This window comes from Frigoribacterium sp. VKM Ac-2836, from assembly GCF_013248995.1.
Taxonomy (GTDB): domain Bacteria; phylum Actinomycetota; class Actinomycetes; order Actinomycetales; family Microbacteriaceae; genus Frigoribacterium.
Genome location: NZ_JABRPK010000001.1, coordinates 388,895 through 411,383, shown reverse-complemented (window position 1 = coordinate 411,383; position 22,489 = coordinate 388,895). Strand labels below are relative to the sequence as shown.

19 protein-coding genes, 1 tRNA gene and 1 pseudogene are annotated in these 22,489 nt (G+C 71.9%); 6 read left to right on the top strand and 15 right to left on the bottom strand.

The genetic code is table 11. The annotated features are described in order from the left end of the window. From HRF36_RS01960 to HRF36_RS01935, 6 genes and pseudogenes are all read left to right on the top strand, one after another. A complete protein-coding gene (locus HRF36_RS01960; protein WP_173205404.1) occupies positions 1-705 on the top strand; it encodes a GNAT family N-acetyltransferase in 705 nt (234 codons plus the stop codon). A gap of 38 nt (positions 706-743) precedes the next feature. Then, positions 744-1,745: a bifunctional diaminohydroxyphosphoribosylaminopyrimidine deaminase/5-amino-6-(5-phosphoribosylamino)uracil reductase RibD gene (gene ribD, locus HRF36_RS01955; RefSeq protein ID WP_173207815.1), complete on the top strand. Its 1,002-nt coding sequence runs from the start codon at positions 744-746 to the stop codon at positions 1,743-1,745. Positions 1,746-1,762: 17 nt separating this feature from the next. Further along, positions 1,763-2,383: pseudogene (gene ribA / locus HRF36_RS01950) on the top strand (GTP cyclohydrolase II); the annotation flags it as partial. A 225-nt stretch (positions 2,384-2,608) separates the two neighbouring features. Then, positions 2,609-3,955, top strand: a complete 1,347-nt coding sequence (locus tag HRF36_RS01945) for an MFS transporter (protein ID WP_173205398.1) — start codon at positions 2,609-2,611, stop codon at positions 3,953-3,955. A 174-nt stretch (positions 3,956-4,129) separates the two neighbouring features. After that, on the top strand, positions 4,130-6,082 hold the full coding sequence (locus tag HRF36_RS01940; protein WP_173205396.1) for an ABC transporter ATP-binding protein: 1,953 nt from the start codon (positions 4,130-4,132) through the stop codon (positions 6,080-6,082). Positions 6,083-6,138: 56 nt separating this feature from the next. After that, complete coding sequence (locus tag HRF36_RS01935; protein ID WP_173205392.1) at positions 6,139-7,173, top strand: enoyl-CoA hydratase/isomerase family protein; 1,035 nt, start codon at positions 6,139-6,141, stop codon at positions 7,171-7,173. 40 nt (positions 7,174-7,213) lie between these two features. Here HRF36_RS01935 and HRF36_RS01930 read toward each other — a convergent pair whose 3' ends face one another. The 15 genes from HRF36_RS01930 to HRF36_RS01860 form a co-directional block, all read right to left on the bottom strand. Next, complete coding sequence (locus HRF36_RS01930; RefSeq protein ID WP_173205389.1) at positions 7,214-8,266, bottom strand: Gfo/Idh/MocA family oxidoreductase; 1,053 nt, start codon at positions 8,264-8,266, stop codon at positions 7,214-7,216. Further along, entirely contained in the window at positions 8,263-9,756 is a 1,494-nt protein-coding gene (locus HRF36_RS01925; RefSeq protein ID WP_371739964.1) for an NAD-dependent succinate-semialdehyde dehydrogenase, read from the bottom strand. The genes HRF36_RS01930 and HRF36_RS01925 overlap by 4 nt, the downstream gene beginning before the upstream one ends. Continuing rightward, positions 9,753-10,361, bottom strand: a complete 609-nt coding sequence (locus tag HRF36_RS01920; protein WP_173205386.1) for an isochorismatase family protein — start codon at positions 10,359-10,361, stop codon at positions 9,753-9,755. Before HRF36_RS01920 ends, HRF36_RS01925 begins: the two co-directional genes overlap by 4 nt. A 38-nt stretch (positions 10,362-10,399) precedes the next feature. After that, complete coding sequence (gene dacB / locus HRF36_RS01915; protein ID WP_217270851.1) at positions 10,400-11,935, bottom strand: D-alanyl-D-alanine carboxypeptidase/D-alanyl-D-alanine-endopeptidase; 1,536 nt, start codon at positions 11,933-11,935, stop codon at positions 10,400-10,402. A 31-nt stretch (positions 11,936-11,966) separates the two neighbouring features. Continuing rightward, positions 11,967-12,950 (bottom strand): Gfo/Idh/MocA family protein, encoded by a 984-nt coding sequence (locus HRF36_RS01910; protein WP_173205383.1) that lies wholly within the window; start codon positions 12,948-12,950, stop codon positions 11,967-11,969. Between the two features lie 70 nt (positions 12,951-13,020). After that, the gene (locus HRF36_RS01905) at positions 13,021-13,743 is read right to left on the bottom strand and encodes a hypothetical protein (RefSeq protein ID WP_173205381.1); all 723 of its coding nucleotides are present in this window, start codon (positions 13,741-13,743) and stop codon (positions 13,021-13,023) included. A 206-nt stretch (positions 13,744-13,949) separates the two neighbouring features. Then, positions 13,950-14,025: transfer RNA gene (locus tag HRF36_RS01900), tRNA-Thr, on the bottom strand. A 57-nt stretch (positions 14,026-14,082) separates the two neighbouring features. Next, positions 14,083-14,745, bottom strand: coding sequence for a TetR/AcrR family transcriptional regulator (locus HRF36_RS01895; protein ID WP_173205378.1), 663 nt, complete (start codon positions 14,743-14,745; stop codon positions 14,083-14,085). A 123-nt stretch (positions 14,746-14,868) separates the two neighbouring features. Then, positions 14,869-16,017 carry a DNA polymerase III subunit delta' gene (locus HRF36_RS01890; protein WP_173205375.1) on the bottom strand — a complete coding sequence of 383 codons (1,149 nt, stop codon included), beginning with the start codon at positions 16,015-16,017 and terminating at the stop codon, positions 14,869-14,871. 40 nt (positions 16,018-16,057) lie between these two features. Further along, on the bottom strand, positions 16,058-19,021 hold the full coding sequence (gene topA / locus HRF36_RS01885; RefSeq protein ID WP_173205372.1) for a type I DNA topoisomerase: 2,964 nt from the start codon (positions 19,019-19,021) through the stop codon (positions 16,058-16,060). 159 nt (positions 19,022-19,180) lie between these two features. Further along, positions 19,181-19,570: an Rv3654c family TadE-like protein gene (locus tag HRF36_RS01880; RefSeq protein ID WP_173205369.1), complete on the bottom strand. Its 390-nt coding sequence runs from the start codon at positions 19,568-19,570 to the stop codon at positions 19,181-19,183. Continuing rightward, a complete protein-coding gene (locus HRF36_RS01875; RefSeq protein ID WP_173205366.1) occupies positions 19,567-19,953 on the bottom strand; it encodes a TadE family type IV pilus minor pilin in 387 nt (128 codons plus the stop codon). Before HRF36_RS01875 ends, HRF36_RS01880 begins: the two co-directional genes overlap by 4 nt. Further along, on the bottom strand, positions 19,950-20,204 hold the full coding sequence (locus HRF36_RS01870; protein ID WP_173205363.1) for a DUF4244 domain-containing protein: 255 nt from the start codon (positions 20,202-20,204) through the stop codon (positions 19,950-19,952). Before HRF36_RS01870 ends, HRF36_RS01875 begins: the two co-directional genes overlap by 4 nt. Positions 20,205-20,307: 103 nt before the next feature. Next, positions 20,308-21,345: a type II secretion system F family protein gene (locus tag HRF36_RS01865; protein WP_173205360.1), complete on the bottom strand. Its 1,038-nt coding sequence runs from the start codon at positions 21,343-21,345 to the stop codon at positions 20,308-20,310. Beyond that, complete coding sequence (locus HRF36_RS01860) at positions 21,342-22,424, bottom strand: TadA family conjugal transfer-associated ATPase (protein ID WP_173205358.1); 1,083 nt, start codon at positions 22,422-22,424, stop codon at positions 21,342-21,344. The genes HRF36_RS01865 and HRF36_RS01860 overlap by 4 nt, the downstream gene beginning before the upstream one ends. Positions 22,425-22,489 lie beyond the last annotated feature (65 nt).

The following is a 22,489-nucleotide window of genomic DNA, read 5'->3' as shown; positions in this document are numbered from 1 at the left end:
GTGCTGCCGTTCGTGCTCGCGTCGCCGACCCTCGAGTTGCTGGTGCCGAGCGCGGCCGACGTGCCGGCCATCGTGGACGCCTGCCGCGACGAGACGCTGCAGCGGTTCACCACGGTCCCCGTGCCCTACGACCGGTCGGATGCCGAGTTCTTCCTCCGTCGCATTGTCGACGACGGCTGGGCGACCGGGCGTGAGTTCACCTGGGGGCTCCGGCGCCCGGGGTCGGGTCTACTCGAGGGCATCATCAGCGTGCGGCTCCGATCGTCCGACGTGGGTTTCTGGACGGCACCGGACTCGCGCGGTCACGGGCTGATGACCGAGGCCCTCGGCCTCGTGGCCGATTGGGCCTTCGGCTCCGGTGGACTGCGCGAGCTCTTCTGGGAGGGATACGTCGGCAACGACGCCTCGGCCGCGGTCGCCCGTCGCACGGGCTTCACCTACCAGGGTGTCGGCCCCGGGCTGCACCCCGATCGGGACGGCGGCCATCCCCTCTGTTGGAAGGCACGCCTGCGACCGGGGGACGCACGGGTGGCACGACCGGGCTGGCCCGACCTGGGTCACCGGGCGACGCACCCCGGCGGGCCGACGGAATACCCCGTCGCCGACGGCGTTGACTCCCTCACCGATGCCGTCGACGGCGTCGTCCGTCCGTCCCCCACCGTTCACGCCCCGGCGCGCGACCGTTCCCTCCCGGAGGCACCGTGAGCATCGACGCGATCGACCACGACCACCTCGAGCGCGCCATGAGTCGAGCGATCTCGCTCGCGCGACGGGGGCCGGCCCGCGGGGTCAACCCGCAGGTCGGTTGCGTCCTCCTGCGACCCGACGGCAGCACGGCGGCCGAGGGATGGCACCGGGGTGCGGGCACCCCGCACGCCGAGGTCGATGCCCTCTCACAGGTCGTCCCCGGAGAGGCCCGCGGGCTGACGGCCGTCGTCACGCTCGAACCCTGTGATCACGTGGGCCGGACCGGGCCGTGCAGCGTGGCACTGATCGAGGCGGGCGTCGCGAGGGTCGTCCACGCGGTCGACGACCCCGGCGCGTCCTCCGGCGGCGGGGCGGAACGACTCCGTCGGGCCGGCGTCGAGGTGGTCGCCGGCGTCCTCGCCGAGGAGGCCTCCGAGATGGCCCGCCGCTGGTTGGTGACGGCCCGGACGGGTCGCCCCTTCGTCACGCTCAAGTGGGCCTCGAGCCTCGACGGCCGCACCGCCGCGTCCGACGGCAGCAGTCGGTGGATCACCGGCACGGCCGCCCGGCAGCACGTTCACGAGCAACGGGCCGCTCACGACGCGATCCTCGTCGGAACGGGCACCGTACTGGCCGACGACCCCAGTCTGACCGCTCGGGGCGACGGCGGCGAGCTACTGCCCGACCAGCCGGTGCCCGTCGTCGTCGGCACGCGCTCGGTGCCCGCCGACGCCGCCTTGTGCCGACACCCCCGCGAGGTCGTCGAGACGGGTACCCGCGACCTCGAGGCCGTGCTCGACGACCTCGGAGACCGCGGCATCCGCAGCGTGTTCGTCGAGGGCGGGCCGACGGTCGCGAGTGCGTTCGTCCGGCTCGGGCTCGTGGACGACTACGTCGTGTACCTCGCCCCCACGCTGCTCGGCGGTCCCCGGACCGCCCTCGACGACCTCGGCGTCGACCACATCGACCGACAACGACGACTGCGCGTCACCGATGCGCACCCCCTCGGTGACGACCTCGTGGTCGTCGCCCGCGACACCCCCAGGAGGCACGCATGACCACCACCCCCGCCGCATCGTCGCAGGTGTCGTTCGAGGTCGAGACCACGGTGCCCACGAGCCACGGCACGTTCCGCATGCGGGCCTACCGCGACACCCTCACCGGGGCCGACCATGTGGCCATCATCGCGAGCGACCCCACGGGTCTCCCCCCGGCGGACGGTGCACTCGTGCGCGTGCACTCCGAATGCCTGACCGGCGAGGCGTTCGGCTCGCTCAAGTGCGAATGCGGTCCCCAGCTCGACGCCGCACTCGACACCATCCGTGACCACGGCGGGATCGTGGTCTACCTCCGCGGTCACGAAGGGCGCGGCATCGGCCTGGTCAACAAGCTGAGGGCCTACCGCCTGCAAGAAGACGGCCTCGACACCCTGGACGCCAACCTCGCCCTCGGGCTTCCTGCCGACGCCCGCGACTACGGCGCAGCCGCCGACGTGCTGCGCGAACTCGGCCTCACCCGCGTCCGTCTGCTCAGCAACAACCCCGAGAAACGACGTCAGCTCGGCCAGCACGGCATCGAGGTCACCGAACTGGTGCCCCTCGTCGTCGGCGTCGGCGCATTCAACGAGGGATACCTCGACACGAAACGGGACCGCATGGGTCACGAGCTGCCCGGCCGCCTCGGCTCCGACGACTGAATCCCCCGGGCCGAGGTCCCGCTCCGTCACGAATCGACGACGGACGGTCGAGCCGGGGCCCCTCCGGGAGTACCATCGGGGACGGCCGTCACGAGCGGCCACCGTCTCTCCCGGCCGAGCGATTCGCAGATCCCTGCACCGCGCCTCCGTCCGCCCGTGGCGCCGCATCTCGCGCCCGGTCGTCGACGTCCGCCGGGCCCTCGACCCCTGCTTCGGAGTGCCCCCGTGTCTGCCCCCACCGTCGACTCGTCGACGTCGTCCGCCCCCGCCACCAACAAGCGTTCACGCGTCATCGTCGCGAGCCTCATCGGCACCTCGATCGAGTTCTACGACTTCTACGTGTACGCGACCGCCGCGGTGCTCGTGTTCCCGACGATCTTCTTCGCCAACGACGATCCCGCCGTCGCGCGGCTCGCCTCCTTCGCCGTCTTCGGCGTCGCGTTCATCGCCCGGCCGGTCGGCTCGATCGTCTTCGGACACTTCGGGGACCGCATCGGCCGCAAGGGCACCCTCGTGGCCTCGCTGCTCACGATGGGCATCGCGACGGTGCTGATCGGCTGCATCCCGACCGGCACCACGCCCGGCTGGGCGGTCGCCGGGCCGGCCTGTCTCGTCGTGTTGCGCTTCTGCCAGGGTCTCGGCCTCGGCGGCGAATGGAGCGGTGCCGCACTGCTCGCGACCGAGAACGCCCCCGCGAACCGCCGCGCAATCTACGGCACCTTCCCCCAGCTGGGTGCGCCCATCGGCTTCATCATCGCCAACCTGCTCTTCGTGCTGCTCAACACGACCCTCACCGAGGAGCAGTTCATGGCCTGGGGCTGGCGTCTGCCGTTCCTGGCGAGCGCGGTGCTGGTGATCATCGGCCTGTACGTCCGGTTCAAGCTGATCGAGACCCCCGCGTTCCAGAAGGTCGTCGACTCGGGCAACGTGGCCTCCCTGCCGCTCGCCCGCGTGTTCCGGTCGAGTTGGCGCCCCCTGCTGCTCGGCACGTTCATCATGCTGGCCACCTACACGCTCTTCTACCTGATGACGACGTTCACGCTGACGTTCGGGACGGCCGACGCCGCGGGTGACCCGGCGGGTCTGGGCATCCCCCGGACGCAGTTCCTCTGGATGCTGATCCTCGGCGTGGTGTTCTTCGGCATCTTCACCCTGGTCTCGGGGCCGCTCGCCGAGAAGTACGGGCGGCGGGCGATGCTCATCTGCGTCACCGCGGGCATCCTCGTGTTCGGCTTCACCTTCGCCCCCTTGTTCGCGGCCGGGGCCCTCGGGGCGCAGGCGCTGCTGATCATCGGCTTCGTCCTGATGGGACTCACCTTCGGACCCATGGGGGCCGTGCTGCCCGAGCTGTTCCCCACGAGCGTGCGCTACACCGGCTCGGCCATCAGCTACAACGTGGCGAGCATCCTCGGGGCCGCCGTGGCTCCGTTCATCGCCGTGGCGCTCTGGACGGCGGCAGGGGGCAGCACCTGGCTCGTGGGCCTCTACCTGTCGTCGATGGCCGTCCTGACGCTGATCGCGCTCGTGCTCAGCCGGGAGACCCGCGACGTCGACTACGACACGGCCGGCTGATCGGACGCATCGCACCCTGCCGCCCGGCCCGCGCCTCCTGACCGGAGGCGCGGGCCCGTGTCGCGACGCAGGTGGAAGTCACCGGGACGAAGTACGGTCGTACGCGGCGGTGGCACCGCCGCGACATCCGACCGCCGCACCCTGCGACGCCGGTCACCTGGCACGAGAGGCATCATGAGCTCCGACACACGCGCGCGCACGAGGACGTCCGACGGCCGGGAGGCGCGGGTCGACCCGCCCGTCGCGCCCCGGTCGCGATGGGGTCGCCGCCCGCAGCCCGAGGGTCCTCGCGCCACGTTCAGCCAGTTGCTGCCCTACCTGTTCGAGCACAAGAAGGTCATGGCCTTCATCATCGTGCTCAGCGTGCTCGGGGCCGCGGCGTCGCTGGGCCAACCCCTGCTCGTGCAGCAGGTCATCTCGGCCGTGCAGCAGGGCGTGACGCTCGGGCCCCTCGTCTGGGCGCTGGTCGCGCTGGTCGTCGTGGCCGGCCTGATCAGCGGATTCCAGCACTACCTCCTGCAGCGGACCGGCGAGGGCGTCGTGCTCTCGAGCCGCCGACGACTCGTAGGACGCATGCTCCGCCTGCCGATCAGCCAGTTCGACACGCGGCGGACGGGCGACCTCGTGTCGCGCGTCGGCTCGGACACCACCCTGCTCCGGGCCGTGCTCACGCAGGGGCTCGTCGAAGCGATCGGCGGCAGCCTGACCTTCGTCGGCGCGCTGGTGGGCATGTTCCTGATCGACCCCGTGCTGCTCGGACTGACCGTCCTCGTCGTCGCCGTGTCGGTCGTGGTCGTCGTGTTGCTCTCCGGCCGCATCCGAGTCGCGAGCCGCCAGGCGCAGGAGAAGGTCGGCGATCTGACCGCCGCCGTCGAACGCGCCATCAGCTCGGTGCGCACGATCCGGGCCTCGGGCGCCACCGAGCGCGAGATCGTCGGCGTCGAACGCGACGCCGAGGGCGCCTACCAGCGCGGCCTGCAGGTGGCGCGCATCTCGGCCCTCGTCGTCCCGATCTCGTCGGTCGCCCTGCAGGCGTCGTTCCTCGTCGTGCTCGGCGTGGGCGGTTACCGGGTGGCCAGCGGTGCCATCGAGATCGCCTCACTCGTCTCGTTCGTGTTGTTCCTCTTCCTCATGATCATGCCGCTCGGCCAGGCCCTCGGGGCCGTGCTGAGCGTCAACCAGGCCCTCGGCGCCCTCGGGCGCATCCAGGAGATCCTCGACCTGCCGAGCGAGACCGACGGGGACGATCAGCTCGCGGCCGAGGTCGCGACGCGGGAGGCCGAGGTCGCCACGGGCCACGGTCAGGGGGACGGCGTCGCGGTCCGCTTCGACGACGTGCACTTTCGCTACCCCGACTCGCCGGCGCCGGCCGGACCGACGTCGGCTGGCACCCCGGTGTCCGACGTCGTGGCCCGCACGTCGGACGCAGACGGGGTCGACGACGACCTCACGGTTCTGCGTGGCGTGAGTTTCTCGGTTCCCGTCGGCAAGCGCACGGCCCTCGTCGGCCCCTCGGGAGCAGGCAAGAGCACCATCCTGTCGCTCATCGAGCGCTTCTACGACCCGACCTCGGGTGCCGTGCGAGTGGACGGAGCCGACGTCCGCACCCTCGATCGACGCGACCTGCGCTCACGGATCGGCTACGTCGAACAGGACGCCCCGGTGCTCGCCGGGACGATCCGCGACAATCTCACCCTGGGGTCTCCCGAGGCCACCGACGAGGACTGCCGTCGGGTGCTCGAGGCCGTGAACCTCACGGCGGTGCTCGACCGTGGCGACCAGGGGCTCGACGCTCAGGTCGGCGAGGACGGCGTGATGCTCTCCGGCGGCGAACGTCAACGCTTGGCGATCGCACGCACACTGCTGAACGCGCCACCGATCCTGCTGCTCGACGAGTCGACCTCGAGCCTCGACGGCCTCAACGAGCAGCGCCTCCGCGAGGCCATCGACGCTGTCGCCGAGAACCGGACGCTGATCGTCATCGCCCATCGATTGTCGACCGTCGTCGACTCCGACCAGATCGTCGTCGTCGAGGACGGTCGCGTGGTGGGTGTCGGCACACACTCCGAGCTCGTGCAGACGACCCCGCTCTACAAGGACCTCGCCAAGCACCAGCTGCTCGTCTGAGGCCGCCCTCGCGCGGTCGCCGGCGCCCGAGGACGGCGCCGTGCGACGATGGCCCGATGAACGACGTCGTTCCCACCGTCCTGACCCACGTCGACCGCGGCGTCGGTGTCGTCACCCTCAACCGGCCGCAGAAGATCAACGCCGTCACCCTCGAGATGCTCACTCTCGTCGAGCAGGCCCTCGACACCTGGGAGGACGACCCCACGGTCTCGTCGGTGCTGTTGCAGGGCGCCGGGGAACGCGGGTTCTGCGCCGGAGGCGACATCGGCTGGATCCACGCCAACGTCACGACGGCCCCGCATCGGAGCGTCGACATGTGGCGGCGCGAGTACCGGGGCACCCTGCGTCTGTCACGCTGGTCGAAACCGGTCGTGTCGCTGCTCGACGGCATCGCCATGGGGGCCGGCATCGGGCTCGGTGGTCACGTCACGCTGCGCATCGTCACCGAGCGCAGCTCGCTGGGCATGCCCGAGACCCGAATTGGCCTCTCCCCCGACGCGGGCGGCAGTTTCCTGCTGTCGCGGGCTCCGGGCGAGCTCGGCACGCACCTCGCCCTGACCGGGCGCGCCATGACGGCTGCCGACGCCCTGCACACGGGTTTCGCCGACCTCTTCGTGCCGTCGACCGACCTGGCGAGGGTGCTGCCGGCACTCGCCGAGGGCGGGCCCGACGCCGTCCGGGCGCTCGGCGGGGATGCGGGCCCGTCCGACCTCTCCCGGGCCGCCGACTGGATCGACGACGCCTACCGCGGTGACGACGCCGAGACGATCCTGCGGCGGCTCCGCGTCCTGGCGGATGCGGGTACGTCCGAGGCCGGAGCGGTGGCCGACGACCTCGAGGCGGCCTCACCCACGTCGGTGGTCCTGACCCTCGAGGCCATCCGACGGGCCGCTCGTCTGCCCGACCTCGAGACCGTGCTCGGGCAGGAGCTGGGCATCGTCACCTCGCTCGCCGCCTCGCCGGACCTCGCCGAGGGCATCCGGGCACGCGTGATCGACAAGGACCGTCGGCCCCGGTGGTCACCGTCGACCCTCGCCGAGGTCGACGTCCCCGCGGTCCTCGCGACGGTGGACTGGACGACGAGGCTCTGACCGCAGCACGAGCAGGGGCAGGGCGCTGCTCGTGCTGCGGTCAGAGGCGAACCACACGTCCTTCGTCGGCCGAACGACGAGCGGCCTCGATCACCTCGAGAACCCGGACGGCATCCCAGGGGTCGACCGGCAGTGCGCCCTCACCCCGCAGGGCACGGGCCAGCTGCGAGTAGAACTCGGGGTATCGCCCGGGGTCGGTGGGCTCGTCACGGCGAGAGCCACCCGCCGTCACCACGCCGCGACGATCACCCCGGTCGACGCCGTAGGAGGAGTCGGCCGGTGCCAGACCGGACGCCAGCTGAGCCTCTTGCGGGTCGAGACCGTGCACCTCGTACGCTCCGGCCGACCCGAGCACGCGGAACCTCGGTCCGGGAAGGGCGGCGACGTGGCTCATGACCAACCGCGACCGCCGGCCTCCGTCGTGCTCGAGCGACAGGAACACGTCGTCGTCGGCCGAACCGGACGGGCGGCGGGTCGCGATCTCGGCGTGGACCGTCAGGGCCGGCCCGACGAGCCGAAGGACTTGATCGACGAGATGCGGCCCCAGGTCGAACAGGATGCCCCCACCGTCGGCCGGGGTCGCTCGGCGTTTCCAGCCGTCGCGGTTCTCGAGCTTCCAGGGTTCGAAGCGGGATTCGACCGTGTGCACCTCGCCCAGTTCGCCGGACCCCGCGAGGCGGGTCGCCGTCAGGAAGTCGCCGTCCCAGCGTCGGTTCTGGTAGACCGTCAGCGGCCGGCCGAGCGACTCGGCGAACTCGACGAGCCCCCGCGCCTCGGCCGCCGAGGTCGCCAGCGGCTTGTCGACGACCACGGCCGCCCCGGCACCCAGGGCACGCGTCGCGGTCTCGACGTGGCTGTCGTTGGGGGTGGCGACGACCACCAGGTCGAGTTCACGGCGCACGAGCGCGTCGAGGTCGGACACGATCACGGCCCCGGGGTGCGCCGCAGTGACCTGCCCCGCGCGATCCCGGTCGCGTGTGACGACGGCGTCGACCCGCCAGGCAGGGTCGGCGGCCAGCAGGGCACCGTGGAACACCCGGCCGGCCAGGCCGTAACCCACGATGCCGACGCGCAGCGGCTCGACGGCACTCATGCGGCGGCGAACGGATCGGGGGTGAGCACGTACACCGTCTCGAGGTACTCGTGGATGCCCTCGGCACCGCCCTCGCGACCGAGACCCGACGACTTGACGCCGCCGAACGGCGCCGAGGCGTTCGACACGACACCGACGTTGAGCCCGAGCATGCCGGTCTGCAACCGTTCGGCGAGCCTCTGCCCTCGGGCGAGGTCGCGCGTGAAGGCGTAGGCCACGAGCCCGAACTCGGTGTCGTTCGCGAGGCGGACGCCCTCGGCCTCGTCCCGGAAGGTCGAGATCGCCAACACCGGCCCGAAGATCTCGGTGGTGAGGATCTCGCTGCCGGGGGCGACGCGCGACACGACGGTCGGTTCGAAGAAGGTGCCGGGCCCGTCGACGGGGCGCCCGCCGGTCTCGACCACGGCTCCGCGGCCGACCGCGTCGCGCACCAGCCGGTCGGCCTTGTCGACGGCCCGGTCGTCGATCAGGGGACCGATCGAGACCGCGTCCTCGGTACCCGCACCCACCCGGAGTCCGCGCACTCGCTCGACGACCCGGGCGGTGAACTCGTCGGCGACCGACTCGTGCACGATGAATCGGTTGGCGGCCGTGCAGGCCTGGCCCACGTTGCGGAACTTGGCCTGCATCGCGCCCTCCACCGCGGCGTCGAGATCGGCGTCGTCGAAGACCACGAACGGGGCGTTGCCACCGAGCTCCATCGAGGTGCGCAAGACCTGCTGCGAGGCCTGCGCCAGCAGCGTCGAGCCGACCGGCGTCGACCCCGTGAAACTGAGCTTGCGGAGGCGCGGGTCACGGATCAGGGGCTCGCACACGTCGTTCGCCGCGAGGGTCGTCACGACGTTGACCACACCGTCGGGCACGCCGGCCTCGGCGAGCAGCGCCGCGAAGGCGAGCGTCGTGAGCGGCGTCAGCTCGGCCGGCTTGACGACCACGGTGCATCCTGCGGCCAGGGCGGGGGCGACCTTGCGGGTCGCCATCGCCAGGGGGAAGTTCCACGGCGTGATCAGCAGGCAGGGGCCCACCGGCCGATGCAGCACCGTGGTGCGACCGGTGCCCTCGGGGTTGGTGCCGTAGCGGCCCGAGACACGCACGGCCTCTTCTGAGAACCACCGCAGGAACTCGGCCCCGTAGGTCACCTCGCCGCGCGACTCGTCCAGCGGCTTGCCCATCTCGAGCGTCATCAGCAGGGCGAAGTCGTCACGTCGCTCCATCAGCAGGTCGAAGGCTCGGCGCAGGACCTCGCTGCGGTGACGGGGAGACGTCGCCGCCCAGTCCTCTTGCGCGGCGGCCGCCGCATCGAGGGCCCGCAAGCCGTCGGCAGGGGTGGCGTCGGCCACCGCGACCAGGACCGCACCCGTGGCCGGGTCGACGACGTCGATGGTGCCGCCGGAGGACGACGGACCCCAGGCACCCCCGACGAAGAGACCGGTGGGCACGGCATCGAGCACACGACGGCGATCGGCCGCCGTGACAGCCGGGCCGCTCACGCCGGGACCCCGGTCGAGCCGTCGACGACGTCGGACGACGGGACGGTGCGGACGCCGGCAGCGCGCAGCTCGGCCAGGGCGGCATCGCTCGGGGCCGCGGCCACACCCGCCACGAGGTCGGTCAGCACGGTCACCCGGAGACCGGCGGCGACGGCGTCGAGTGCCGATGCCCGGACGCAGTGGTCGGTCGCGAGGCCGACGACCTCGACCTCGTCGACACCCGCGGCGGCGAGGACCCCTCCGAACGGTCGGCCGTCGGCGACGACTCCGTCGAACAGCGAGTAGGCCGGACGGCCGTCACCCTTGAGCACGTGCACGTCGACGAACGAGGTGTCGAGGTCCGGGTGGTACTCGGCGCCGGACGAGCCCTGGACGCAATGCGGGGGCCACGAGTCGACGAAGTCGGGCTCGGTGCTGAAGTGGCCGCCGTTGTCACCGTCGGGCGCGTGCCAGTCACGGCTGGCGACGACGAGGTCGTACCGGTCGCGACGGGCGCGGAGGTGATCCGTGACCGCCTGCGCGACATGCGCGCCGCCGGTGACCCCGAGCGCGCCTCCTTCGGTGAAGTCGTTCTGGACGTCGATGACGAAGAGTGCTCTGGTCATGCGTCCATTCTCGCCCGCCGCACCGACCGCGGCCCGCCTCAGCTGTTGGCCAGGTTGTCGCCGCAGCTGTAGACGGCCGTCGTCAGGGTGTCGAGGGCGGCCCGCGCGTTGTCCTGCACGGAGCCGATCGCGTAGAAGGCGAAGGTGAGCTTGGTGCCGTCCGCCGCGTCGATGGTGCCGGCGAGCGTGTAGGCCGTGTCGATCCAGCCGGTCTTGGCGTGCACGGCCCCGCGGGCCACGGCGTTCGAGCCCGTGAAGCGGGAGGCGAGCGTTCCGGTCTTTCCCGACACGGGGAGGGCGTCGTACACGACGCCGAGGCCGTGTTCGCGGTTCAGCACCTGGATCATCAGGCGCGCGACAAAGGTCGAGGGCACGGCGTCGTTCTCACTCAGGCCGGACCCGTCGATGATCGTGAGCGACGACGTGTCGAGACCGTACGTCGACGACAGGACCGACTTGTAGAGGGCCGTGAGGGACGCGGCCGACCCGTCCGCACCGGACGCCTTCGACGAGGCGCGCGCGAGCATCTCGGCGAGGGTGTTGTCCGAGGTCGGCAACAGCTGCGAGATCAGGCGACCGACCGGCTGGGAGGACACCTGGGCGATGACGGTGCCGCTCGTGGCCGTGCCCTGGCTCATCATGGCGGACTCGGCACCGACCACCCCGGCCGTGACGAGTGCGGACCGGAACGCCTCACCGGCACGGGCGACGGGGTCGGTGCTGCGCGGACTCGTCTGGGCCGCGGGATTCGCCCGGTCGCCGTCGACCATGAGCGCGGTGACCTCGGAGTGGTAGCCGATGGTCTGCTCGGTGCGCTTCCAGGACGGGTCCCACTTGTCGGCGGGATTCCAGTAGGTGGCGTCGAGGGTGATCTGCGTGAGCGGCTGCTCGCCGAGGGACGCCTTGACCTGGGTCGCGAGGTCGGCGACCGTGGGAGCCCCCGCGTACACGCTCGAGCCCGTGGCGCTGAGCGTGGCGTCGCCGCCGCCGACCAGGGCCACCGCGCCCGTCCCGGCGTCGCCGGTCACGCGGGTGGTGAGACGGGCGTCGGGCCCGAGCACCGACAAGGCCACCGCGCTCGTCAGGGTCTTCAGCACGCTGCCCGTGCGAGCCGGGGTCGAGCCGTTGCGGTCGAAGAGCACCTCACCCGTGGCCGCGTTGACGACGCTGCCCTCGAACTGGGCCAGACGGGCGTCGGACGCGGCACCGGCGACCGAGCAGGTCCGCAAGCGCGTGGCCCCCGGGATGACCCCCGGTACCGACCGCGCCGCGTCGGCCGTGGGGGTCGCGGTCGGAGTGATCGTGACCGCCGGCTCGGGGGTGGAGGAGGCGGCCCGCGCCGTCGCTGAGTCGGGAGCGGTCACGGCCCCGGCGGCGACCGCGCCGCCACCGAGCAGGGCGAACACGAGGACGCCCGCCGACACGAGGACCCCTCGCGGCCGCGAGGCGACCCAGCGCCACACGGAAGAGCCCGACTCGACGGAGCGGCTCGGGGCCGCGTCGCCGGGGCCCGCCTCACCACCCCTCGGGGTCACCTCGGGACGGTCGTGACGTGGCTCACCCTGATCGCTCATCGAGGACATCATACGGAGCCGAGCGCCGACGTCATCGTTCGGACGGGTACCGTACGCCGATCTGCCGTCGGACCTCGTCCATGGTGCGCATGACGCCCACGCCGTCCGCAGCCGTCAGCAACGGGCTCTCGTGCTCACCCGCCGCCACGACCCGTTCGAGCTCGAGCGCCTGGTGGTGCATGCCCCGCAAGCCACCCTCGTCGGCGTCGAATCGCTCGACGACGGTGTCGTCGGAGTCCCGCACGGTGAACCCGCCCGGCGCGTAGAACGTGTCGTCGACGTCGATCCGCCCCGCGGTGCCGAGCAGGCTCGCCGTGTTGCGGCCCGAGGTGTCGAGCGCGGCGTAGAGCTGGGCCGTCGCCCCCGACGCGTGACCGAGCTGGATCGCGACGCGGGCGTCGACACCCTGGGAGCTGAGCGTGGCGGCGGCCGAGACGGTCGAGGGTGCCCCGAGCAAGTCGTCCGCGAACGACACGGGATAGACCCCGAGGTCGAGCAGGGCCCCACCTCCGAGGGCCGGGTCGTTGATGCGGTGGCCGGGGTCGGTGGGCAAGGACTGGACGTGCACGGCCGTCAGGAGGCGCACCTCGCCGATGACACCGGACCGCACGACCTCGCGCAGTCGCGCACTCTGCGGCGTGTACCGCGTCCACATCGCCTCGAGGACGACGACCCCGGCCTCTCGGGCGGCCGAGTAGACCCTCTCGGCCTCGGCCGCGTTCACGGTGAAGGCCTTCTCGACGAGGACGTGCTTGCCCGCGGCGATGGCGAGCAGGGCGTTCTCGGCGTGGAACGGGTGCGGGGTGGCGACGTAGACCACGTCGACCTCGGGATCGGCCACCAGGTCGTCGTAGCTGCCGTGCGCCCCCGGGACCCCGGCCCGCTCGGCGAACCCCCGAGCCTTCGCCAGGTCGCGTGACCCGACGGCGGAGACGGTCAGCCCCGCACCCTGCAGGTCGGAGGTGAAGGTGGCGGCGATCCCGCCGGCGCCGAGTATTCCCCATCGAAGTGTCATGCGGACTGTCTACCAGCCACCGGCGACGTCGACCGTGGAGCACCCCGGGCGCGACCTCGGGGTCCGTCGGTCAGCAGGCGAACCAGCGGCTGGCCGACCGGACGAAGTCCGGGCCGTCATCGGGCACTCCCCCGTGCACCGAGGCGAACCCGAGGCAGGCGTGAGCGAGATCTCCACGGAAGTCCGGTCGGTAGACGGCCGCCCGGTGCGGAGCCGAGGCCCACCACTTGGCGGCGGCGACGTCCCCGGTCGTGCCGGTCCCACCCGCGAGGTTGCCGTCGCAGCCGACCGGCGGAACGCCGTCGCTGCGGACCACCGCTCCCTTGTGTCCCCAGGCGCTCAACGGATCGGGGCTCGGATCACCGGCGACCCAGAAGAGGTACTGCTCGAGGCACGCGTCGTGGCGCACGTTCTCGGCGGGCAACAGCCCCAGGCACGCCGCCTGTCTCTGCTGCTCGTAGGCCGTGCGGAACGCGTCGAGGTCGGCGGCGGTCGTGCCCGTCGCGCCGCTCGCGGCGTCGGAGGCGCCCGGGGGCCTCGACGACACGTCGGCCCCGGGCTGCGTGGGTGAGGCGACGGAGGCGCCGGCCCCGTCATCGACGCAGCCCGCGCCTCCTGCGCCGTCGGTCTCGGTCTGGGTCTCGGGGTCGCCCTTCGTGGCGAGCACCGCCGCCCGCCCGTCGGCCACTCCGGCCGTGGCGAGGGCCGAGGAGTCGCCCCCGGCCCAGACGACGACGAGGACACCGGCCAGGACCGCGGCGAGCAGCGCGGTGCAGATCAGTCGGAGGGGCATGCGTGCCACCTCCTTCCGGGGACCGGCGGGCATCGCAGATCGACCGTACGACGGCAGGCACGGCCGGTGGACCGTTCGGGGTACGACTCGGCGACGCGCTCACCACTACTGGGGGCGGAGCGGCCTGGCCAGGGGCTCTGACGGCACGCCGACGGCCCGGGCTGCCGACGAGAAAAGCCCCGGGTCGTCGTGACCCGGGGCTTTGGTGGAGCCGCTTATCAGAATCGAACTGATGACCTTCTCATTACGAGTGAGACGCTCTACCGACTGAGCTAAAGCGGCGGGACCGACCTCGGCCGGTTGCCCGTGCCTCGCGGCACGATTAGATACTGTACAGGATCAGCGGACCTCGCGCGTCACGAGGCGACCGAGCTCGTCGAAGCTGGCTTCCATCCGGGCACGCAGGCTGTAGCGCATGTCGCTGAGGTGGTCCACGTCGTCGTCATCGATCCATTCCGCCCAGGCGTGCCGCAGGGTGGCGATGCTGACCAGGGACACCAGGTGCGCGCGGCTGACCAACGAGGCGTCCACCGCGTCGGCCGCGACACCCGCGTCGGCGGCCATGCGCTGCGCGACGACGGTCGTCAGGCGCTCCTCGAAGACGCGCGTCGAGGCGATGCGGCGGGCCAACAGGTCGGGGTGCGCCCGCAGCACCCGACGGCGCAGGACGACCAGTTCGCGGTCGACCGTGGCCGACTCGACGGCGTGCGTCAAGAGCTGGATCAGACTCGACAGCACGGGCTCGTCGCGCTGGGCCACGAACCGCTCGAGATCGCGGCCGTCGGGCAGGGCCGGCGGATCGCCGACGACGGCCTCTTCTTTGGACGGGAAGTAGTTGAAGAAGGTGCGCGGCGAGACGTCGGCCCGGCGGCTGACCATGTCGACCGTCACCGCGTCGAGTCCGTGTTCGACGATGAGGTCGAGGACGGCGACCTGGATCGCACGACGGGTGGCCAGACGTTTGCGCTCGCGCAGACCGGGGGCGGCGTTCGGGTCGCTCATCAGGCCATCATCGCGCATGCAGCCGGGGAAAGGGATGGGCGGCTCACGCTCCGATCCGGCGCTCGCACCGGACCCGGGAGCGCCGGTGCTCTCGCCGGTGCCGCGCGCGCCGGTGCGCGCCGGTCAGCGGGTGGCGTGACGGCTGACGACGACCAGCATGGCCTCGAGCGCCATGGCCGGCGACACGTTGGCCTCGATGCGGCGTCGGGCGAGGGCGATCCCGTCGAGCACGGCCAGGGTCGCAGCCGGCGTCGAGGCGGCCGCCGCGGCGTCGAGCTGTGCCCGGATGGCCTCGTTGATGGGCTGCTCGTCGACTCCGAGCTGCAGCAACAGGACGTCGCGGTACAGCGAGAGGAGGTCGACCATGATGCGGTCGATCCCGTCGCGGAGGCTGCGCGTCGCCCGACGCTTCTGGTCGTCCTCGAGTGCCCGCAGCTGGCTGCGCAGCGCCGGGGGGACGGTGCCACCCGGTTCGACGCCCAACGACCGCAGGGCGCTCGCCCGCTCGTCGGCGTCGCGCTCTTCGGTGATGGCCTTGGCATCGTCACCCGCGACCGTGAGCAGGGTGGCCGCCGCGATGACGGCGTCCGAGACGCTGCGGATGCCGAGAGCGGTCTCGAGGGTCTGACGACGTCTCGATCTCGCCGAGGTGTCGAGTGCCAGGCGCCGCGCCATGCCGATGTGGCTCTGGGCCTCGCGCGCCGCCACGAGAGCCGTCTCGGGGTCGACCCCGTCCCGGTTCTCGAGGAGGGCGGCGACGTCACCCACGGCGGGCATGCGAAGGCGCACGCTGCGGACGCGGGACCGGATCGTGGGGATGAGGTCGGCCTCGCTCGGGGCGCACAACAGCCAGACCGTTCGGGGCGGCGGCTCTTCGAGCGCCTTGAGCAGGAGGTTCGAGGTGCGCTCGGTCATGCGGTCGGCGTCCTCGATGACGACCACCCGGTAGCGACCCACCGACGGCGAGAACTGGCTCGCCGCGACCAGCGCCCGGACCTCGTCGATCGTGATGATGATGCGCTCGGTGCTGAGGACTGCGAGGTCGGGGTGCGACCGGGCGGCGACCTGGCGGAGGGTCGCCTCTTCGTCCGCTTGCCCTCGAGAGAGCAGCGCGGCCGCGAAGGCGTAGGCGAGGTTCGAGCGACCCGAGCCGGGCGGCCCGGTGATCAGCCACGAGTGGGTCATCGAGGCGTTGCCGGGCTGCGTGGACGCTGCTGCCGTCAACGCCTCGATGGCGTCGGGCTGGCCCGTGAGGTGTTCCCAGAGGGGCATGGTCAGCGTGCGCCCTCGGCTCCGGGGCCGACCACGTCCGTCACTCGGCCGGGGCCTCCGGCGCCGCGGCCGTCGCCGTCGTCGCCTCGGCCGCCGGGGCCTTCTTCGCCGGAGCCTTCTTGGCCGCCGTCGTCGAGGCCTTGGCGGTCGACGTCTTCGCCGTGGTCGACTTCTTGGCCGGCGCCTTGGCGGTGCTCGGCTTCTTGGCGGGGGCCTTCTTCGCCGGTGCCTTCTTCGCGGCGGTCTTCGGCTTGGCGGGCCCTTTGGCTCGCTTGTCGGCGAGCAATTGCACGGCACGGTCGAAGTCGACCTCTTCCACCGTCTCACCCCGCGGGATCGTGGCGTTGGTCTCACCGTCGGTGACGTACGCGCCGAACCGACCGTCCTTCACCTTGATGGGCTTGCCACTGACCGGATCGGCCTCGAACTCTTTGAGGGCACTGCTGGCCTTGCGGGCACCGTACTTCGGCTGGGCGTAGAGCTCGAGAGCCCCGGGCAGGTCGATCTCGAAGATCTGGTCCTCGCTGGTCAACGACCGGGTGTCGGTCCCCTTCTTGAGGTAGGGACCGTAACGGCCGTTCTGCGCCTGGATCTCGTCGCCGCTCTCGGGGTCGGTGCCGACGGTGCGGGGCAGGTCGAGCAGCCGGAGGGCCGTGTCGAGGTCGATCGTGTCGACGCCCATGCTCTTGAAGAGCGACGAGGTGCGTTCTTTCGGAGCGGCGGCCTTCTTGGCGGGGGTCTTCTTCGCGGGAGTCTTCTTCGCTCCGGTCGTGGTCGCGGCGGCAGCCGCCGGCTCGGTCACCTCTCCGGTGGCCGGGTCGGCCACGATCTCGCCCGACGCCTCGTCGGTCGCCGACTCGGGGGTCCGCTCGGTCACGTAGGGGCCGAATCGGCCGTCCTTCGCGATGACCTCCTTGCCCGTCTCGGGGTTGAGACCCAGCACGCGGTCACCGACGACGGGGGCGTCGATCAGCTCGCGCGCCTTCTCGGCGGTCAACTCGTCGGGGGCGAGGTCTTCGGGCACGTTCACCCGGCGGGGCGTCTCGGGATCGTCGCCCGGCGCCTCGAGGTACGGACCGTAGCGACCGATCCGCAGGGTCACGCCGTCGGCGAGCACGATGGAGTTGATGTCGCGCGCATCGATCTCGCCCAGGTTGTCGATCACCTTGCGGAGACCCCGGTGCGACTCGTTGCCGAAGTAGAAGCCGTTCAACCAGTCCACGCGGTCGGCGTCGCCACCGGCGATGAGGTCGAGGTCGTCCTCCATGCTGGCCGTGAAGTCGTACTCGACCAGATCGGAGAAGTAGTCCTCGAGCAGACGGACGACCGAGAACGCGATCCAGTTCGGGACGAGGGCCGTGCCGCGCGGTGTGACGTAGCCGCGGTCGACGATGGTCGACATGATGGCGGCGTAGGTCGAGGGGCGGCCGATACCGAGTTCTTCGAGCGTCTTGACCAGGCTCGCCTCGGTGTAGCGCGGCGGAGCCGACGTGTCGTGCCCTTTCGCCTCGACCTCGTCGAGCCCGAGGGCCTGACCGGCGGTCAGCGGAGGCAGCTTGGACTCGGTGGGTTCGGCCGCGCCGTGGCGGTCCTCGTCACGCCCCTCTTCGTAGGCGTTGAGGAACCCACGGAACGTGATAACCGTCCCCGACGCGGCGAACTCGGCGAGCGTGCCGGCGGCGGTACGGGAGGCGATGCCCTCGACCGCGCCCGGGGTGGTCGCCGAGACGACGACCGAGGCGGTCGATCCCTTGGCGTCCGCCATCTGCGACGCGACCGTGCGCTTCCAGATGAGGTCGTAGAGCTTCCAGTCGTTGCCGCGCAGGACGTTCTGCATCTCGGAGGGAGTCTTGAAGGTGTCACCCGAGGGACGGATGGCCTCGTGGGCCTCTTGGGCGTTCTTGCTCTTGCCGGTGTAGAGCCGCGGCTTGTCGGGAACCGTCTCGGCCCCGTAGAGCTTCGCCGCCTGGCTGCGCGCCGCACCGATCGCCTGCTGGGACAGTGCCGGCGAGTCGGTGCGCATGTAGGTGATGTGGCCGTTCTCGTAGAGCGACTGCGCGACGCTCATGGTCTGCCGGGCGGAGAACCGTAGCTTGCGGGCGGCCTCTTGCTGGAGCGTCGACGTGGTGAAGGGAGCGGCAGGACGCCGCGTGTAGGGCTTCGAGTCGACCGAGCCGACGACGATCTCGACGTCGGCGGACCCCAGGGCCTCGGCGAGTGCTCGTGCCGCCGCCTCGTCGAGCGCGACGGCTTCGCCCTTCAGACGACCACGGTCGTCGAAGTCCCGACCGGCGGCCACGCGTCCCCCGTTGACGCGGACGAGGCGTGACCCGAAGGCGACCTTCGCCTCACCCTCGGCGGCGACGGGCTCGAAGGTGGCGGTGAGGTCCCAGTACGAGGCGGAGACGAAAGCGAGTCGTTCGCGTTCTCGGTCGACGACCAGGCGCGTCGCGGCCGACTGGACGCGGCCGGCGGACAGACCGGGGCCGACCTTGCGCCACAGGACGGGCGAGACCTCGTAGCCGTAGAGGCGGTCGAGGATGCGGCGGGTCTCTTGGGCGTCGACCAGGGCGGTGTCGAGGTCACGCGTGTTCTCTTGCGCCTTCTGGATGGCGTCCTTGGTGATCTCGTGGAAGACCATGCGCTTGACGGGGACCTTGGGCTTGAGCTCTTGCAGGAGGTGCCACGCGATGGCCTCGCCCTCGCGGTCCTCGTCTGTCGCGAGGTAGAGCTCGTCGGCGTTCTTCAAGGCGCGCTTGAGGTCGGAGACGGTCTTCTTCTTCGCGTCCGACACGACGTAGTAGGGCTCGAAACCGTTCTCGACGTCGACGGAGAACTTGCCCATCGATCCCTTCTTCAATTCGGCCGGGAGGTTCTTGGGCTCGACGAGGTCGCGGATGTGACCGACGGAGGCCAGCACCTCGTATCCGTCGCCGAGGTACTGCCCGATCGTCTTGGCCTTTGCCGGCGACTCGACGATGACCAGTTTCTTCGTGCCTGGCACGGGACTCCTTGGGTGGTGGTGCGGCGACCCGGTCCGACGGACCGGGCGAGGGGCTGCAGGGCGAGGACGGGGTGCTCGATCGCTCCCACCGACCCCGAGGAACGTCGGGAGCCGTGCAGCCGACAGCCACACCATACACACCCGACGCTCGGGCCTCCTTCACGGGACACGGCCCCGGGGCGGGGCCGACAGGGGCGGTGGACCGGCCGTCGCGCGGGCCGTGACGCCGATCGGTCCGAGGGCCGTCGAGACCTCCACCGTGGCCTCGGCGCCCGAGACGGCGCAGGCCGACAGCTCGACGCCGTTCGCCTCCGCGATCGCGGCGGCCCGGTCGCACGGAGAGCCGGCGACGACCCCCGCGAGGGCATCGGCCGCGGCGAGCGCCGAGGCGTCGGCGGCCCCGGCGGTGCGCGACCGGACCGCGAGGGCCGAGTGCGATCCGACGAGGACGACGCAGACGGCGGCGACCGTCACGATGCCGCCGGCCAGGACGACGGTCGAGCCACCCCGGTCGCCCCCGAGGACGCGGAGGACGCGGAGGACGGTCATCGTCCGGCCGTCGGTGCGCAACTGCGGGAGGTCAACGCGACCTCGCCGACGGGGCCGACCCGCACCTGACGGCGGAGGTCGACGCAGACGAGGTCCGCGCCCACGGACTCGGACAGCGAGGCACCCGGTGCGAGCCGCGCCAGCGTCGTGCCGACCGAAGCGCGATCACCCCGAGCACTCTGCCGGGCGACCACGGCTGCGGCGTCCGCGAGCCGCACGGACTGCGACGTGACCCCCAGGCTCGCGACGACGAACACGACGACCATGACGACGGCGGGCATCGTCATCGCGAACTCGACGGTCGCGCTGCCCCCTTCGCCGCGAGCACACCGGACGAGGTGGCAGAGGCGGCGGCGGACCTCGACCGTCTGCTCGGCCGTCATCCGACGGTGAGGGCCGAACGGACCAGGTCGGACAGGACACCTCGGACCTCGTCCGACCTCATGATGGTCACGAGGAGGCCGGCGAAGCCGACGGCCGCCATGATGACGATCGCGTACTCGGCCGTGGCCGCACCGTCGTCGGCCCGGGCGAGGCGACGCGCGACGGACGCGAGACGACCCGCCGACGAGGAGCGGGAGGAGCGCGGCCCCGTCGTCGGGACGACGGGCGGTGGGGTCAGGGCAACGGTCATGATGTTCCTTTCGTAGGTTGTCGACACCTCTGCGGTGACGAGTCGAGCCTGGCGAAAATCGTCGGGTGGGCCGCGGGCGTCCTCCCGCGCTGGGGACGGCTGATCACCAGGAGCCCGTTGTGGACGACACGAGCGAGACGACGAGGGGGACGACCCCGACGATCAAGAACGCCGGAAGGATGCACACGCCGAGCGGCAGCATCAGGGTGACCCCGAGCCGGCCGGCCGCTGTCTGGGCGGCCGTGCGGGCCTCGAGTCGCAGCTCGCGGGCCTCGGAACGCAGCAGGAGACCCGCCGGCGCCCCGGCGCGACGGGACAGGTCGAGCACGGCCTCGCACCGGCGGCGTTCGAGCCGGTCCGCGGTTTCGTCGACCCGACCCGCGCCTCCTCGCGTGCCGGGTGGTACGGCCTCGACCCTGCACGAGGCGATCGCCTCGTCGACGGCGGCGAGGCCGGAGGCCCACGAGGCACCGCCGGACAGCGCCACGGCGAGGAGCTCGGGGCGCAGGCCCGGCACCCTCGCGGACGGGAGGGCGGCGCGCACGAGCCGGGCGTTCCATCGACGCGCGAGGGTCACGAGGCCGGCTGCGCCGACGAGGCACGCCCATCCGATCGGGGTGCCGACGAGCACCGCTCCGGCGTCGAAACCCAGTCCCATGGAGAAGAGGAGTCCCACCGGCGGGAGGGAGAGGACCACGCTGGCCGTCGCCCGTGGTCCGCTCAGGGCCACCTGGACGTCTCGACGGGCCTCGTCGGCCGCGCGCAGGGCCGAGACGACGGAGTGCAGGCAGTCGGCCATCGGCGCACCGCTGGTCTCGGCCACCCGCCACGCGCAGGCGACCTGCCGCCAGGTGCGTTCGTGCCCGTCGGCGTCGACGGCACCGTCGAAGGGCCGGGTGTCGAGCCACGACACGAGACTGTCGGAGACCGCGACGCCGTCGCCGCCGTCGAGGGCGACCGCCTCGGCCAGGCGTCGGACCGGGCCCGGGGGTTCGACCGCGCCGACGTGTCCCCAGGCCCGGAACGGCGCGACACCCGCTCCGACGAGGACCGCGAGCCGTTCGACCAGGACGGCCGCCGGAGTCAGCCGGGCCCGCCTCGCCCTCGGGCGCCGGGAGTCCGGCCCCGGGACGTCGCTCACCCCCGCGGTCCCGACCGCGTGGAGAGGCGCCCGTCGGGAGTGACGGTGAGGTGACCGATCTCGGTGAGCATCCGGTGTCCACCTCGTCGTTCGAGGTGGAACACGGCGTCGATCGCGCTCACGGCCTGTCGGGCCAGCGCGTCGACCCCGAGCCCCGCGAGCGCCCCGAGCGCCTCGAGCCGGGCGGGGACGTCGTGGAGGCCGTTGGCGTGCACGGTGCCCGCACCGCCGTCGTGCCCGGTGTTCAGGGCGGAGAGCAGGTCGCGGATCTCGGCACCGCGGACCTCGCCCACCACGAGACGGTCGGGGCGCATCCGGAGGGCCTCTCGGACGAGGCGGGACAGGTCCACGCCGCCTGCTCCCTCGAGGTTGGGTTGACGCGTCTCGAGCGCCACGACGTGGGGATGCCGGGGCCGCAGCTCGGCCACGTCCTCGATGGTCACGATGCGGTCGGAGGCGGGGACCTGGGAGAGCATTGCACCGAGGAACGTCGTCTTGCCCGCACCCCCCGGCCCGCTGACCAGGACGTTGGCACGTCGCTCGACGCACCCCCTCACCGTCTCGAGCGCTCCGGGAGGGAAGAATCCCCGGCCGTCCAGGTCGAGGAGTGACAGTGCCCCCGCGCGCGGCACGCGGATCGAGAGAGCGGTGCCCGCGACCGCCAGCGGCGGCAGGACGACGTGCACCCGGAGGCCGTCGCCCAGACGCACGTCGACACAGGGACTCGACTCGTCGACGTGCCGTCCCCCGAGCGAGACCAGGCGCACGGCGACCTGGCGTGCCGCGGCCTCGGGGAGGTGGAGGCTCGTCTCGGGCTCCGCGCCACGGCCGCGATCGACCCAGACGCCCACGCCGCCGGTGACGAACACGTCGGTGACGGCCGGGTCGTCGAGGAGGCGGCCCAGGGGTCCGAACGCGGATCGCTCCTGACGAGTGAACCGCCCTTGTACCCCGAATTGATTCTCTGTACCCCACCCTGTCGTGGAGGCCACCACGGGACGCGGGGCGAAGCGGGTGGGAGGGTGATCGAGGGTGAGGGACGGGTGACCGCCGACACCGCTTGGCAACTCGTGGGACATGGCCCCGACCGTAGGAGGCGACCGACCGGAACAGACCGATCGGTCGAGTGCCTTGTGGAGAGATC